Raw genomic sequence first — 14,675 nt, 5'->3', positions numbered from 1 at the left:
CTTATCAGGCGGCCACGACCAATGGCTACCGGCATGTGAGCAGGAAACTTCCGATAAGTTCACGTGTTTAAAAGCATTTTCATTCATGATGCAGGGCCGCGACGGATCGTGGAGCCACCTACTACCAGGCTCATGGCCACTTGCCGCCCTTGTGGCGTAGTGGCATAACAACGCGACCACTCGACAAGGCCGAGACAAGGATAGCCATCTTGCGCATTTTTTCCCGTGTTTTACTCCTGATATTCGCCATGTTGGCCCTGGTGCTGGCCGTGGTGCTCTATTACACCATCAACCCCAAGCTGCCGGACTACGTGCCTGTGGAGCAGGTCCACTACCAGGACCAATGGAGTGCCGCCGACCGCCAGACCTATTACTTCACGCCCCAGGGCACGCAAGTGAAAGGCCTGCACTACGACTGGTTCACCGCCCTCGAACTGCCGTTTTCCGAGCGACGTTTTGCCACGCCCGACTACCTGGCGCGCTTCGGTTTCCTGGTCGACCCCAGGCAGGTGCCCACCGTGCAAAACCCCGGCAACTTGCCCGTGGGTTTCGCCCGGCATAAAAACGCCGGCAGCAACGTTGAATACCTGGATATCACCTGCGCCGCCTGCCATACCGGCGAGCTGCACTTCAAAGGCCAGGCCCTGCGCATCGACGGCGGCTCGGCCCAGCATGTACTGCCCTCCAGCGTTCCGACCCTGCGCGGCGGCAGTTTCGGCCAGGCGTTGGTCGCCAGCCTCGCCGCCACCTACTACAACCCGTGGAAGTTCGAGCGTTTTGCCCGCCAAGTGCTCGGCGATCGCTACGACGCCGAACACAAACAACTGCGCCAGGACTTCAAGCAATCGCTGAACCAGTTCCTCAAGGTGGCCTGGAATGACACCCATCGCGGCCTCTACCCCACCGAGGAAGGCCCGGGCCGCACCGACGCGTTTGGCCGTATCGCCAACGCCAGCTTTGGCGATGCGATTTCCCCCGACAATTATCGCGTCGCCAACGCGCCGGTGGACTACCCGCAGTTGTGGGACATCTGGACTTTCGATTGGGTGCAATGGAACGGTTCGGCCCAGCAACCCATGGCGCGCAATATCGGTGAGGCCCTGGGTGTCGGCGCCACGCTGAGCTTTTTCGACGCGGCCGGCCAGCCGCTCCAGGGCGATGCGCGTTACCCGTCCAGCGTCCGCGTGCGTGACCTCAACCTCATCGAAGAAACCCTGCAACGCCTCAAGCCGCCGACCTGGCCCGAGGAGCTGTTCGGCGCCATCGACAAGCCCCTCGCCGCCCAGGGCCGTGCACTGTTCGCGGAAAACTGCGCCGGCTGCCATGTGCCCAGCGTCACCCAGGAACACGGCCGCCCGGTGCAGGCGCTTAAAATGCTGCCGGTGGACTACATCGGCACCGACCCCGGTACTGCCAGCAACATTGCCGACCAACGCTACGACCTCAGCGCCCTGCAATGGGACCCGGCGGAACTGGCCACACTCAACGTCGAGCTGCACCCGACGCCGACCGAACCGCTGGACCTGAAAAAGATGTCCGTGGCCAAGGGACTCGCCTACGTCACCGCGTTTGTCGAAGAGCATGCCTACCGTGCCGCCGGCGTGACCCCGGCCGAGCGTCCGCGCCTGGATGGCTACGGCTTGCCCATCGGCGTGCGCGAGCTGCGGGCCTATAAGGCGCGGCCATTGGCTGGCGTATGGGCTACGCCGCCGTTCCTGCACAACGGTTCGGTGCCGACGATCTACCAATTGCTCTCGCCTCAGGACGAGCGCAGCACCACCTTCTATAAAGGCACCTTCAACTACGATCCGCGTCATCTGGGCTTCGAAACCGGTGCGTTCAAGAACGCCTTCCTGTTCGATACCATAATCACCGGCAACCACAACAGCGGCCACGAATTCCGTGCCGGGCAACGTGGCAATGGCGTGATCGGCCGTTACCTGCAACCGCAGGAACGCTGGGCGCTGCTGGAATACCTCAAAGTGCTGGGCGGCCCGCTGGAGCAACAACTGCCATGATGATTCGATCCCCCTACGACCGACCTTCCCTGCTCGCCCGCCTGTGGCTGCGCATGGGTGCGTTTCTCGGCAAGACCTTAGTCTGGCTGGTGGGCCTCGGCCTGCTCGGCTGGCTGGCCGCCACCACCTGGTATGCCTGGCAGCACAGCGGGCCGGTGTCGCCGAATGAGCAGGTTCCGCCCGGCGAAGCGGCGATGACCCAGGGCATCATCCAGACGGCGGTGCGCATCGTCGACCAGCACCGCGAAGGCACGCGCTACCTGCGCGACGCCCACGCCAAGGCCCATGGCTGCGTGAAGGCCGAAGTCAGCGTAATGGCCGACCTCGATCCGGCGCTGCGCCAGGGCGTGTTTGCCGAGCCGGGCAAGACCTGGCAGGCGCTGATGCGGCTGTCCAACGGCAACGCCTACCCGCAGTTCGACAGCATCCGCGATGCACGGGGCATGGCGCTCAAGCTGTTGGACGTGCCGGGCAAGCAACTGCTGGCCGACCAGCAGACCCGCACCGAACAGGACTTCGTGATGTTCAGCCACCCGAACTTCTTTGTCAGTGATGTCGCGGAGTACGCACAGAACATCGGCGCCCAGGCGGATGGCAAGAAAGTCCTGGCGTTCTTCCCCAAGGTCGACCCGCGTACCTGGCAGGTCCGTCACCTGTTCATCGCCCTCGCCACCCTGGCGCCGGCACCGGCGAGCCCGACACAGACCACGTACTTTTCGGTCTCGCCCTACAAGTTCGGCGCGGCCAACGCCAAGTTCCGCGTGGCCCCCGACCCACAGAGTTGCCCGGAATACGCACTGCCCAAACAGAATCAGGACCTGCCGAATTTCCTGCGCAGTGCCTTGAGCCAGCAGTTGTCTACCGATCGCGTGCCGGCGTGTTTCGTGCTGCAGATCCAGCGGCAGAACCCGCAGAAATTCATGCCCATCGAAGACACCAGCATCGAGTGGAAGGAAAGCGACGCGCCGTATGAGACGGTGGCCAAGGTGCGGATCCCGGCGCAGGACTTCGATACCCCCGAGCAGAACCTGGCGTGCGACAACCAGTCGTTCAACCCCTGGTTCGGCGTAGCAGAGCATCGCCCCATCGGCGGCATCAACCGCTTGCGCAAGGCGGTGTATGAAGCGGTCAGCGATTACCGCCACAGCCGCAACGCCCCGTAAAAAGTGCGTAACAATAGGCCCGCCCGCATAAGGATTGCGTCGGGTCTATTGAGCCGCTTTCGCCCCGCCTCTACCGTGAAGACCTACTCCATCACCTGTAGGAAACCACCGTGGAAAGCTCAACCCTCGGCATGCTCGTACTCACCCTGATTGCAGTGTTCGGCACCGCGTCTTTTTGTTTCGAGCACTTGGCGACGCGTCAGACCCGCAAGAAAAAAACCGGCCAACGTTGACCTTCAGCCAGATCACTCGACCTCGGCAGCCTTGGCCAGTAACCATTGACGAAAACTGCGCGCAGCCGACGGCGGGTTGCGGTGGTGGGGTTGCATCAGATGCAGGCGGCCCCGGCTGTGCATGGTATGAGGCAAGGCCATTTGCAGGCGCCCGGACGCCAGATCGTCTTCCAGCAGACTCTTCCAGCCCAGTGCGACGCCGTGGCCCATCACCGCCGACTGCATCAGCAGTTGATAGCTGTTGGTCCGCAACGCGTGGCGCGGGGTGTAATAGTCGGCACCGGCATCGGTGAACCAATCGGCCCAGGTCAGCCAATCGTGGTAGTGGTCCTCCACGATCAGCAAGGTGTGGGCATGCAGCAAATGGTGTATATCGCGAATCGGGCCGTGGTGTTCGAGGTAGACCGGGCTGCACACGGTGATGACCTGCTCGCTGTCGAACACCGGCGAGAGCTCGAGGCCATGGGGCGCGGCCAGTTCATCCAGGTGATAGAACAGGCCCAGGTCATATTCACTGACGTCCAGATGGCTGGGGCTTTCGCTGCACAGGATGCGAATGTCCAGGTCCGGGTGTTCGCGCTGGAATTGCGGTAACAGGCCGGCGAGCCAGATCGTACTGATGGTGGGGGTGCTGGCCAGGGTCAACTGGCGGTCGGCGCCACGCCGACGCAACTCGGCGGACTCGCGATCGAGCTCGCGCAACAGACGCTGGATGGTACGGAAGTAACGCACACCGGCGGGCGTCAGGCTCAGGCCCTGGGCCAGTCGATAAAACAGCGGGCGGGCCAGGTCCTCTTCAAGGCGCTTGACCTGACGGCTGACCGCGCTCTGGGTCAGGTTCAGTTCATGGGCGGCCTGGGTAAAGCTCAAATGGCGGGCAGCCGCTTCGAACGTCTGCAAGCAGTTGAGCGGTGGAAGATCGACGTTTCGGCGCGACATGAACAGTTCCATTGGCAATGGCGAGCCCGAGTTGCCCCAGGCCCGCAGCGATCACGATGGCAAGCATCCTGCCAGTTGCCCGCTTACAGCGCGACCCTCGCCACGCGCTTGCTCCATTGCCGACGATGTTCCAACTGGCCCTGTTCCCAGGCGGTCTGCTCCGCTTCGATGTAGAACCACTCGGCATCGGCGTGCACGCTCAAATGGCTTTCCACCTCCACGGTCCACTGGTCACGGCCGACGCGGTAGTGCCATTCGATATCCGCCCGCGTCGACAGCGGGTCCCAAGGCAAGGTGCGATATTGCTCGGTGCAACGCTGGTCCACCGACAAGCCGTGATCGGTAAACCGTACCGCGCCCAGGTCGTCTTCGATCTTCACGCAGACTTCGCCACTGCCCACATCTTCGATCAGGGTGCGTTTCGGCGCAGCGGCGCGTAGGACTTCCATCGCCACCGGCGTCGCCGATTGCGGCGCCTCGAACGGGCAGTCCACCGCCGCACCGGTGAACACTGGCAGTTGCAGGCTTTGCAGGGCCGGCAGCAAGGTCAACGTCGTGAGCTCGCGACTCGGCCACAGCAACGGGAAGCTCGCAGTACTCAGGGCCAGGCGCAGACGGTAACCGGCCGGCAGGCGCATGCCGATGTGATCGAGGTTTAGATGCACATCCATCGGTTCACCCGGGACTACCGGTGTTACGCGGGAGAAGTCTTCACGCAGCGTGAGATTAAGCACGCCATAACTGATCTGCGTCACCTGCCCGTCCGGTGCCACGGCATTCAGCCGGGCGACCAATTGGCCGCAGGCCGTGTCACTCGCCAGGCGCAGCTTGAGGCGAGCATCGCCCAGCAACGCCAATGGCTCGGTCAGCGGTTGGGAATCGAAGCACAGCGAGTGGGCGTCATCACGGCGCTGATCCGTCGGGCCGTCCGGGCCAAACCAGATGGCGCAGTATTCGCCCTGGTGCAGGCCCGTGGTCAGCGGCGAGCAAATGCTGCGCGTCGTGAGCAAAGGCTGAGGCCCAGGATTCAGGCCATGTTCGCCCAGGCTGAAATCGGCCCATCGCACCTGAGGGTCCGGCCAGCCGGCGGTCTGTACCCAGACGCCCGGCCGTTCGGCATAACTGCCCTTCGGCGGCAGAATATCCTGTAGGTAAAAGGTGCACGCCGCGTCATCCATCACGCCGTTATCCACACCTTTGAGCCAGTGATCCCACCAACGCTTGGCCTCCTGCAGAAAGCCGATGGCCGGATTGGGCACCGCGAAATGCGGGTATTTATGAATCCACGGGCCGAGCATGGCCTTCTTCGGCCCCGGCAGGTTTTCCATCAGGCGCGACACGGTATTGCGGTAGGCATCGCCCCAGCCGCCCACCGCATACACCGCAGCCTTGATTTGCGCATAGCCCTCGCACACCGAGCCATGGCGCCAGTAGTCATCGCGGGTCTGGTGCTGCAGCCAGGTTTCGGCGAGCAACGGCATGGCGTCCAGGCGTTGGTGCCAGAGGCTCTTCCAGTCCTCGACCAACAGCGGATCGGGCACCGCAGCGCTGAAGTTGAGCATGGTGGCGGCCCAACCGAAGTTCTCCATCAGCAGGTTGCCGCCCTTGTAGTGGATGTCGTCGGCAAAGCGGTCATCGGTGGAACACAGCGTGATGATCGCCTTCAGCGCCTCGGGTTGGCGTGCCGCGACTTGCAGGCCGTTGAAGCCGCCCCAGGAGATGCCCATCATGCCGACGTTGCCATCGCACCAAGACTGGCGGCACAGCCAATCGATCACTTCAAGGGCGTCTTCCTGTTCCTGCAACAGATATTCATCGGCCATCAGGCCCTGGGACTCACCATTGCCACGCATATCGACGCGAACACACACATAGCCCTGCCCCGCCATCCACGGGTGGGTCAACGCATCACGCACGGCGGTGCCATCGCGCTTGCGGTATGGCAGGTATTCCAGGATCGCCGGGAAGGTCTGCGGGTCGGCGACTTCCGGCAGCCAGATGCGTGCGGCCAGTTGGGTGCCGTCCCTCAAGGGGATCAGGCAGTGCTCGATTTCTCGCACGGTGTAAGAAAATTCAGTAACGATTTCCATCAGTAACTCCAACAGCAGTTCAATCGATCAGCGGGCGAAATCGGGCACAGGGCCGGCGCCACGCAGTTCCGTTTCAGGTGTCCGCTGAAGGCGTTTCACGTCCAGCAAGGCGGGGTTTTTCAACCAGAAGATCAGCGAGGTACTGGCCAGCAACACCAGGATCATGCCCGGCAAACCGCCGAGGTTAGAGAGCATCTTCACCCCGTCCACCCCGACAAACGCGACCATCACCCACGACACCGTCCCGATGATCAGGCCCCAGACAATCTTCAACAGCGGGTTGCCGTCGAGGTCGGAATCGGCAGTCACGCCCTTGCTGCACAGGTTGGCAATCACGTCGGTGCTGGAGTCTGCCGCGGTCACAAAGGAGATGAACGCCACGAACAGCAGGAACGCGATCATCAGGCCGCTGGCTGGCAGTTGCTGGAACATCTGGTACAGCACGTGTTCCACGCCCTGTTCGTTGAGCACACGGTTGAGGCTGCCGTCGCCCAGCGCATCGAAATACAGGCTGGTGCCGGAGAAGATGCAGATCCACACCGCCGTGAACAACGCCGGGTAGAGCATGTTGATGTGGATGAACTCGCGCACGGTATAGCCACGTCCGATCTTGCCGAGGAACAGCGCGCTCACCGGCGCCCAGGCAAACCACACCGACCAGTAGAACACCGTCCAACTGTGCGGCCAGGTGTCGCCACTGGCAGCACCGGTGAACAGGCTGCGGCTGAAGAAGGTGTCGAGGTAGACGCCGAGGGATTCGACGCCGAGGCTGAACATGTACAAGGTCGGCCCGCACAACAGCACGAACAGTCCCAGGGCCAGCATGATCCAGGTATTGAACGAAGACAGCATCACAATGCCTTTTTGCAAGCCACTGGCGGCCGAGGCGACAAAGGTGATGACGATGATTGCAATGATGATGGCCAGGCGGAACGGCGTGGTTTCACCGCCGATGTATTGGGCCAGGCCACCGGCCAGGGTCAGCGCGCCAGTGCCCAGGGACGAGGCCATACCGGCGACCAGGGCGAACATCGCCAGGGTGTCGATCAGCCCGGCATAGCGCCGAACACGCACTTCGCCGAGCAACGGCTCAAGCATGGCGCCGATGGAGAAACGGCTGCGGCGGTTGTAGAACACCAGGGCAAACACCAGCGAAGGCACCAGGTAGATCGCGTAGGGCGTGATGGTCCAGTGCAGGAACATCGTCGACATGGCAAAGCTCTTCGCCGCCGCACTGCCGGGCTCAATCGGCAGGCTGGTGGGTGGGCCGTACAAGTGGTAGAGCGGTTCGGCGGTGGTCCAGAACAGCACACCCACCGCCAGCGTGGTGCACAACGCCACCATGAACCAGCGCCATTTGCTCAGCAAAGGCTGCGCATCTTCACCGCCGATACGCACCTTGCCCAGCGCGGAGAAGTAGACGATGGCGGTCAGCACCACCATGGCAAACGAGCCGGCGCTGAACAGCCAGGAAAAGTTTTTGAGGATCAGGTTGTTGAGCTGTTTGCTGATCGCCAGGAACGCATTCAGGTCAATGTAGCTGGCGATCACCGCCGCCAGCAGGATCAGGAAAGTTGGCCAGAACACCAACGGACGCAGTGGATATTTCATCTAGAGCCATTCCCCTTGCAGACTATTTTTATGTTGGAGAGCGGGCACCGCAGCCTCCTGCTGCCGATGACTCGCCTGGAAGTCTTCGCGTGGCTATAGATAAACGTTTAAGCCGCAAGGGACGCAATCGACCAATGTGCATGGGGGTATTCCCTCACGTCATGACGCACCAGCACAGTTCAGGGCGAATAGGCAGTGCACAACGTCAAGGCAAGGGAGGTCAAATCGCGGACGAAAAAAAGCCCGCTCAATGAGCGGGCTTCCTGGGGTGACCTGGCGTTCAGTGTTCCAGGTGACCGAATATGGCGCAGCGGACGGGACTCGAACCCGCGACCCCCGGCGTGACAGGCCGGTATTCTAACCGACTGAACTACCGCTGCGCGTAACACTTGAAGCGAATGGTGGGTGATGACGGGATCGAACCGCCGACATTCTGCTTGTAAGGCAGACGCTCTCCCAGCTGAGCTAATCACCCTTCGTTTCGGTGTGGGCGCATCATACACCAAAAAATCGTAATGTCTTGATTTAAATGCAATTTATTTAAAAAAAGTTCTGCTTGCGATTTTTTGCCATATTCCGGGCAAAGAAAAGCCCGCAATTAAGCGGGCTTCCTGTGGTGACCTGGCGTTCAGCGTTCCAGGTGACCGAATATGGCGCAGCGGACGGGACTCGAACCCGCGACCCCCGGCGTGACAGGCCGGTATTCTAACCGACTGAACTACCGCTGCGCGTAACACTTGAAGCGAATGGTGGGTGATGACGGGATCGAACCGCCGACATTCTGCTTGTAAGGCAGACGCTCTCCCAGCTGAGCTAATCACCCTTCGTTTCGGTGTGGCGCGCATTCTACGGAGCGACCTTAAGTCTGGCAAGCACTTTCTTAAATCTTTTTTTTGATAGCTTCCAATGGCTTAGGCAGGGTTGGCCTGGGACGTTATCAAGACAATAATGCCCCCCTTTGTATAAAGGAGAGACTCACCCCATGTGGTTCAAGAACCTGCTTATCTATCGCCTGACCCAAGATCTGCCTGTTGATGCCGAGGCGTTGGAAGCGGCCATGGCCACCAAGCTGGCGCGCCCTTGTGCTAGCCAGGAGTTGACCACTTACGGTTTCGTCGCGCCGTTTGGTAAAGGTGAAGACGCTCCCCTGGTTCACGTCAGCGGCGACTTCCTGCTGATCGCCGCGCGCAAGGAAGAACGTATCCTGCCGGGCAGCGTGGTGCGTGACGCACTTAAAGAGAAAGTCGAAGAGATCGAGGCCGAGCAAATGCGCAAGGTCTACAAGAAGGAACGCGACCAGATCAAGGATGAAATCATCCAGGCCTTCCTGCCCCGCGCCTTCATCCGTCGTTCGTCGACCTTCGCCGCCATCGCGCCAAAGCAGGGCCTGATCCTGGTCAACTCCGCCAGCCCGAAACGCGCCGAAGACCTGCTGTCGACCCTGCGTGAAGTGATCGGCACCCTGCCGGTGCGTCCGCTGACCGTGAAGACAGCACCGACGGCGATCATGACCGACTGGGTCACCACCCAGAAGCCGGCCGATGACTTCTTCGTCCTCGACGAGTGCGAACTGCGCGACACCCACGAAGACGGCGGCATCGTGCGCTGCAAGCGCCAGGACCTGACCGGCGAAGAGATCCAGCTGCACCTGACCACCGGCAAAGTCGTGACCCAACTGTCCCTGGCCTGGCAGGACAAGCTGTCCTTCATGCTCGACGACAAGATGACTGTCAAGCGCCTGAAGTTCGAAGACCTGCTGCAAGACCAGGCGGAACAGGACGGCGGTGAAGAAGCCCTGGGCCAGCTGGACGCAAGCTTTACCCTGATGATGCTGACGTTCGGCGACTTCCTGCCGGCGCTGGTTGAAGCACTGGGTGGTGAAGAGACCCCGCAGGGTATCTAAACCGTGTGAAATTCAAAATGTGGGAGGGGGCTTGCACCCGATTGCATTCTGTCAGTTAAAACACCTATGACTGACAGACTGCAATCGGGGGCAAGCCCCCTCCCACATTTGATCGAAACCAACAAAAAAGGACATCCCATGCGTGCTCTCGCCGCCTTGAGCCGCTTCGTCGGCAATACCTTCGCCTATTGGGTGTTGATTTTCGCCGTCGTCGCTTTCCTCGAACCTGGTTGGTTCATCGGCCTGAAAAGCGCCATCGTCCCTCTGCTGGGCCTGGTGATGTTCGGCATGGGGCTGACCCTCAAACTCGATGACTTCGCCGAGGTCGCCCGCCATCCCTGGCGCGTCGCCCTGGGCGTGGTCGCGCACTTTGTGATCATGCCGGGTGTGGCATGGCTGCTGTGCCAGGCCTTCCACCTGCCACCGGAAATTGCCGTCGGCGTGATCCTCGTCGGTTGCTGCCCAAGCGGCACATCGTCCAACGTAATGACCTGGCTGGCCCGTGGCGACCTGGCGTTGTCGGTGGCCATCGCCGCCGTCACCACCCTCCTCGCCCCACTGCTGACGCCAGCATTGATCTGGCTGCTGGCGTCGGCCTGGCTGCCGGTGTCGTTCATGGAGTTGTTCTGGTCGATCCTGCAAGTGGTGCTGCTGCCGATCGTGCTCGGCGTACTGGCGCAACGCGTGCTCGGTGAGAGGGTCCGCCATGCGGTCGACGTGCTGCCACTGGTGTCGGTGGTGAGCATCGTGATCATCGTCGCGGCGGTGGTTGCCGCCAGCCAGGCGAAGATCGCCGAGTCGGGCCTGCTGATCATGGCGGTGGTGATGCTGCACAACAGCTTCGGTTACCTGCTGGGTTACTTCACCGGCCGTGTGTTCAAGTTGCCGTTGGCACAGCGCAAGTCGCTGGCGCTGGAAGTGGGCATGCAGAACTCCGGGCTGGGCGCCGCGCTGGCCAGTGCGCATTTTTCGCCGTTGGCGGCCGTGCCCAGTGCACTGTTCAGCGTCTGGCACAATATTTCCGGGGCGTTGCTGTCGACCTACTTCCGCCGCATGAGCGAAAAGGAAGACCGTCGCGTGCTGGAGAACACGCCGCAAACTTGATCAGCCGGGCACTTTTCGGCACTCTACCGAGCTTCGCGGGGACGACCCTGCGACGCTCCATAGCGCAGAATCCGGGGACGACCCCATCTATAGAAGGGGAATCACCATGTCCTGGATCATTCTGTTCTTTGCCGGGTTGTTCGAAGTCGGCTGGGCCGTCGGCCTGAAGTACACCGACGGTTTCAGCAAGCCGTTGCCCACCGCCCTGACGATTGCCGCCATGGCCATCAGCCTCGGTCTGCTGGGGCTGGCCATGAAGGAACTGCCGCTGGGCACCGCCTATGCGATCTGGACCGGTGTGGGTGCCGTGGGCACTGTGATTGCGGGGATTATCCTGTTTGGTGAGTCCATGGCGTTGTTCCGCTTGGCCAGTGTGGCGTTGATCATCTGCGGGCTTATCGGCCTCAAGCTCAGCACCTGAGCCACTACCGCAATCGGGGGCAAGCCCCCTCCCACATGTTGACTGTGTTCACACATCAAAGGTGGGAGGGGGCTTGCCCCCGATAGGGCCGGTACAGCCAAAACCAAAACTACCTGACACTCCCCCGCAACCCGCCTACCACCTCCTGCAACCTCGCAGGCGTCGGCCCCTCCACCGGCTCCCCCGCCACCAACACCACTCGCGACCAGATCCGATGAAAGAAGCCCTTGTTCGGATCGCGGCTGAAAAAACTCCCCCACAACCCCTGCAACGCCATCGGAATCACCGGCACCACCGTCTCTTCCAGGATGCGCGTCACGCCACCGCGGAATTCGTTCATCTCGCCATCGGCGGTCAACTTGCCCTCCGGGAAGATGCACACCAATTCCCCTTCCTTCAGGTACTGCGCAATCCGCGTGAAGGCCTTTTCGTAGATCTGGATATCTTCGTGACGCCCCGCAATCGGAATCGCCCCGGCGGTACGAAAGATAAAGTTGAGCACCGGCAAGCGGTAGATCTTGTAGTACATGACAAAGCGAATCGGCCGACGCACCGCGCCGCCAATCAACAGCGCATCGACGAACGACACATGGTTGCACACCAGCAACGCCGCGCCTTCATCCGGAATCGCCTCCAGGTTGCGATGCTCCACACGGTACATGGAATGACTGAGCAGCCAGATCATGAAACGCATGGTGAACTCGGGGACGATCTTGAAGATGTAGGCGTTGACCGCGATGTTGAGCAACGACACCACCAGGAACAGCTCGGGAATCGACAGCTTGGCCACGCTGAGCAGCAGGATCGACACGATTGCCGAAACCACCATGAACAGCGCATTGAGAATGTTGTTGGCGGCGATGACGCGCGCGCGTTCGTTCTCGGCGGTGCGCGACTGGATCAGCGCATACAGCGGCACGATATAGAAGCCGCCGAACACACCCAAACCGAGGATATCGAACAACACCCACCAGGCCTGACCGTAGCTGAGCACGGCGAGCCAGTCGTTGGCCTGCACGTTCTGCGGGAAGCCGCCGGAGTGCCACCACAGCAACAGGCCGAACACCGTCAGGCCGAATGAACCGAACGGCACCAGGCCGATTTCCACCTTGCGCCCGGAAAGCTTTTCGCAAAGCATCGAGCCCAGTGCGATGCCGACAGAGAACACCGTCAGGATCAGCGTCACCACGGTCTCGTCGCCGTACAACCATTCCTTGGCGTAGGCCGGGATCTGCGTCAGGTAGATCGCACCGATAAACCAGAACCACGAGTTGCCGACAATGGAACGCGAAACGGCCGGCGTCTGCCCCAGACCCAGGCGCAGGGTGGCCCAGGATTCGCTGAAAATGTTCCAGTTCAGGCGCAACCCCGGGGTCGACGCCGCCGCCCGGGGAATACTGCGACTGGCCAGGTAACCCAACACCGCCACGCCGACAATCGCCGCTGCCACCACCGGCGCATAATGGGTGGACGACATCATGATCCCGGCGCCAATGGTGCCGGCCAGGATCGCCAGGAACGTGCCCATTTCCACCAGGCCGTTGCCGCCCACCAGCTCATCTTCATGCAGGGCTTGGGGCATGATCGAGTACTTCACCGGCCCGAACAGCGCCGAGTGGGTCCCCATGGCAAACAGTGCCAGCAGCATCAATTCCAGGTGATTGAACAGGAAACCGGTGGCGCCCACGGCCATGATCACGATCTCGCCGATCTTGATCGCGCGGATCAACGCATCCTTGTTGAATTTCTCGCCAAACTGCCCGGCCAGCGCCGAGAACAGGAAGAACGGCAGGATAAACAGCAAGGCGCAAAGGTTGACCCAGATGGAACGGTCGCCGTCGATGGTGAGCTTGTAGAGAATGGCGAGGATCAGCGATTGCTTGAAGATGTTGTCGTTGAACGCGCCCAGCAACTGGGTGATGAAAAACGGCAGGAAACGCCGTGTGCGCAGCAAGGTGAATTGCGAGGGGTGGCTCATCGTCCGTGTTCCTGCGTGGCCTAATAGTTATCAGGCCACGACTTTACCTAACTCCGCTTACTTATTCCCTAGTCCCGCAATGCACGGCGAAACAAAAAGCTCACCTTTATAGGCACCCTGCACCGTGCGCTTGGCGACGATCAGCCACATCAGCGCCAGCGCCATCACCAGCACACTGCCGAAGACGCTGAAGAAACCCAGGTGCAACAGGCTCGCCAACTTCAACGTGGCCAGCGCGTACACCCCCAACGGAAAGGTGAAGCCCCACCAGCCCAGGTTGAACGGGATGCCTGCGCGCAGATAACGCAGGGTGATCAACACTGCGATCAGCATCCACCACAGGCCGAAGCCCCACAGGGTAATACCGGCCACCAGCCCCAGGCCGTTGGCCATTTCACCCACTCCCGGCAAGCCGTTGGCCGCGAAGATCGCCGGCGCATCGCCCCCCAGCAGCAGCATGCCCAGCGCACCGGTGCCGATGGGCCCCAGGGCCAGCCAACTCGACGCGGCCATATTGGCATGGGGCAGTTTATGCAAGGCCATGCGCAGCACCAGGATGGTCAGGATGCTGAACGCCACCGGCAGCGAAAACGCCCACAGCACGTAGCTGGTCACCAGCATCACCAGTTGCGAATGCGCATCTGCCAAGTGCGGCGCCAGCAGGCCACCGCTGGCGGCAGCGACTTCGGCGGCAACCACGGGCAGCAGCCACACGGCGGTCATCTGGTCGATGCTGTGTTCCTGGCGGGTGAACATCATGAACGGGATGAGTACGCCACAGGCCATGGCCATGGCCACGTCCAGCCACCACAAGGCCTCGGCCAGCGGTATCACGTCGCTGCCCCAACGCGGCAAGCCGAACAGCAGCAAACCATTGAGAATCGTCGCAAGGCCCATGGGAATCGTGCCGAAGAACATCGACACCGTGGAGTGCCCGAAAATCCGCCGCGCCTCGTGGAAGAACATTACCCAACGGGCCGCATACAGCACGCTGAACAACACGAACAGGCCGATAGTGAACAACCACAGCGCTTCGGCGATGGCGTGCAAACCTGGCAGGTTGACCGGCAGTTGCGCCAGAGCCAGCGCCAGTACGCCGGTGCCCATGGTCGCGGCAAACCAGTTGGGGGTGAACTGGCGAATCACTTCCCGTGGACGGGCCAAGTGACTGAAGGGTTTGTAGCTGAGGGTATTCGTGCAGGGCATGATGGCGTG

General features: G+C 61.4%; 11 protein-coding genes and 4 tRNA genes. 6 read left to right on the top strand and 9 right to left on the bottom strand.

Going from position 1 to position 14,675, the window contains the following annotated elements; genetic code table 11:
- Positions 1-209 precede the first annotated feature (209 nt).
- The 3 genes from BM017_RS21090 (at position 210) to BM017_RS29405 (ending at position 3,414) form a co-directional block, all read left to right on the top strand.
- Positions 210-2,018 (top strand): di-heme-cytochrome C peroxidase, encoded by a 1,809-nt coding sequence (locus BM017_RS21090; RefSeq protein ID WP_092247990.1) that lies wholly within the window; start codon positions 210-212, stop codon positions 2,016-2,018.
- Entirely contained in the window at positions 2,015-3,181 is a 1,167-nt protein-coding gene (locus tag BM017_RS21085) for a catalase family protein (protein WP_092247987.1), read from the top strand. Before BM017_RS21090 ends, BM017_RS21085 begins: the two co-directional genes overlap by 4 nt.
- Positions 3,182-3,291: 110 nt before the next feature.
- Positions 3,292-3,414: a hypothetical protein gene (locus BM017_RS29405; RefSeq protein ID WP_256572963.1), complete on the top strand. Its 123-nt coding sequence runs from the start codon at positions 3,292-3,294 to the stop codon at positions 3,412-3,414.
- Positions 3,415-3,426: 12 nt separating this feature from the next.
- Here the strand turns inward: BM017_RS29405 and BM017_RS21080 are convergent, their stop codons facing one another.
- From BM017_RS21080 to BM017_RS21050, 7 genes are all read right to left on the bottom strand, one after another.
- Positions 3,427-4,353 carry a LysR substrate-binding domain-containing protein gene (locus BM017_RS21080; RefSeq protein WP_058427309.1) on the bottom strand — a complete coding sequence of 309 codons (927 nt, stop codon included), beginning with the start codon at positions 4,351-4,353 and terminating at the stop codon, positions 3,427-3,429.
- Positions 4,354-4,436: 83 nt separating this feature from the next.
- Positions 4,437-6,443, bottom strand: a complete 2,007-nt coding sequence (locus BM017_RS21075) for a CocE/NonD family hydrolase (RefSeq protein WP_092247984.1) — start codon at positions 6,441-6,443, stop codon at positions 4,437-4,439.
- 27 nt (positions 6,444-6,470) lie between these two features.
- Positions 6,471-8,054 (bottom strand): BCCT family transporter, encoded by a 1,584-nt coding sequence (locus BM017_RS21070; protein WP_092247981.1) that lies wholly within the window; start codon positions 8,052-8,054, stop codon positions 6,471-6,473.
- Between the two features lie 303 nt (positions 8,055-8,357).
- Positions 8,358-8,434 (bottom strand) — tRNA-Asp (locus tag BM017_RS21065).
- 19 nt (positions 8,435-8,453) lie between these two features.
- A tRNA-Val gene (locus tag BM017_RS21060) sits at positions 8,454-8,529 on the bottom strand.
- Positions 8,530-8,705: 176 nt separating this feature from the next.
- A tRNA-Asp gene (locus BM017_RS21055) sits at positions 8,706-8,782 on the bottom strand.
- A 19-nt stretch (positions 8,783-8,801) separates the two neighbouring features.
- Positions 8,802-8,877, bottom strand: a tRNA-Val gene (locus tag BM017_RS21050).
- 159 nt (positions 8,878-9,036) lie between these two features.
- On the opposite strand from BM017_RS21050, the gene rdgC reads away from it, so the two are divergent.
- The 3 genes from rdgC to sugE all read left to right on the top strand — a co-directional run bounded on the left by rdgC (position 9,037) and on the right by sugE (position 11,482).
- Entirely contained in the window at positions 9,037-9,957 is a 921-nt protein-coding gene (rdgC, locus tag BM017_RS21045) for a recombination-associated protein RdgC (RefSeq protein ID WP_065901389.1), read from the top strand.
- A 138-nt stretch (positions 9,958-10,095) separates the two neighbouring features.
- Complete coding sequence (locus BM017_RS21040; RefSeq protein ID WP_071492251.1) at positions 10,096-11,061, top strand: bile acid:sodium symporter family protein; 966 nt, start codon at positions 10,096-10,098, stop codon at positions 11,059-11,061.
- A gap of 106 nt (positions 11,062-11,167) precedes the next feature.
- Complete coding sequence (sugE, locus tag BM017_RS21035) at positions 11,168-11,482, top strand: quaternary ammonium compound efflux SMR transporter SugE (protein ID WP_071492250.1); 315 nt, start codon at positions 11,168-11,170, stop codon at positions 11,480-11,482.
- Positions 11,483-11,591: 109 nt separating this feature from the next.
- Here the strand turns inward: sugE and BM017_RS21030 are convergent, their stop codons facing one another.
- Both BM017_RS21030 and BM017_RS21025 read right to left on the bottom strand, forming a co-directional pair.
- Positions 11,592-13,460 carry an MFS transporter gene (locus tag BM017_RS21030; RefSeq protein ID WP_092247978.1) on the bottom strand — a complete coding sequence of 623 codons (1,869 nt, stop codon included), beginning with the start codon at positions 13,458-13,460 and terminating at the stop codon, positions 11,592-11,594.
- Positions 13,461-13,517: 57 nt separating this feature from the next.
- Entirely contained in the window at positions 13,518-14,666 is a 1,149-nt protein-coding gene (locus tag BM017_RS21025) for a TDT family transporter (protein ID WP_092247975.1), read from the bottom strand.
- Between the last annotated feature and the right edge of the window lie 9 nt (positions 14,667-14,675).

The sequence above is a fragment of the Pseudomonas sp. NFPP04 genome, from assembly GCF_900113815.1.
Lineage (GTDB): Bacteria > Pseudomonadota > Gammaproteobacteria > Pseudomonadales > Pseudomonadaceae > Aquipseudomonas > Aquipseudomonas extremorientalis.
The sequence above is the reverse complement of the archived record's forward strand: the minus strand, read 5'-3'. Positions and strand labels throughout refer to the sequence as shown.

Bases quoted from the DNA above. Each gene is read 5' to 3' on its own strand.
- BM017_RS21085 (WP_092247987.1), top strand. From the start codon at position 2,015: ATGATGATTCGATCCCCCTACGACCGACCTTCCCTGCTCGCCCGCCTG.
- BM017_RS21070 (WP_092247981.1), bottom strand. From the start codon at position 8,054: ATGAAATATCCACTGCGTCCGTTGGTGTTCTGGCCAACTTTCCTGATC.
- BM017_RS21040 (WP_071492251.1), top strand. From the start codon at position 10,096: ATGCGTGCTCTCGCCGCCTTGAGCCGCTTCGTCGGCAATACCTTCGCC.
- BM017_RS21030 (WP_092247978.1), bottom strand. From the start codon at position 13,460: ATGAGCCACCCCTCGCAATTCACCTTGCTGCGCACACGGCGTTTCCTG.
- sugE (WP_071492250.1), top strand. From the start codon at position 11,168: ATGTCCTGGATCATTCTGTTCTTTGCCGGGTTGTTCGAAGTCGGCTGG.
- BM017_RS21075 (WP_092247984.1), bottom strand. From the start codon at position 6,443: ATGGAAATCGTTACTGAATTTTCTTACACCGTGCGAGAAATCGAGCAC.
- BM017_RS21080 (WP_058427309.1), bottom strand. From the start codon at position 4,353: ATGTCGCGCCGAAACGTCGATCTTCCACCGCTCAACTGCTTGCAGACG.
- BM017_RS21025 (WP_092247975.1), bottom strand. From the start codon at position 14,666: ATGCCCTGCACGAATACCCTCAGCTACAAACCCTTCAGTCACTTGGCC.
- rdgC (WP_065901389.1), top strand. From the start codon at position 9,037: ATGTGGTTCAAGAACCTGCTTATCTATCGCCTGACCCAAGATCTGCCT.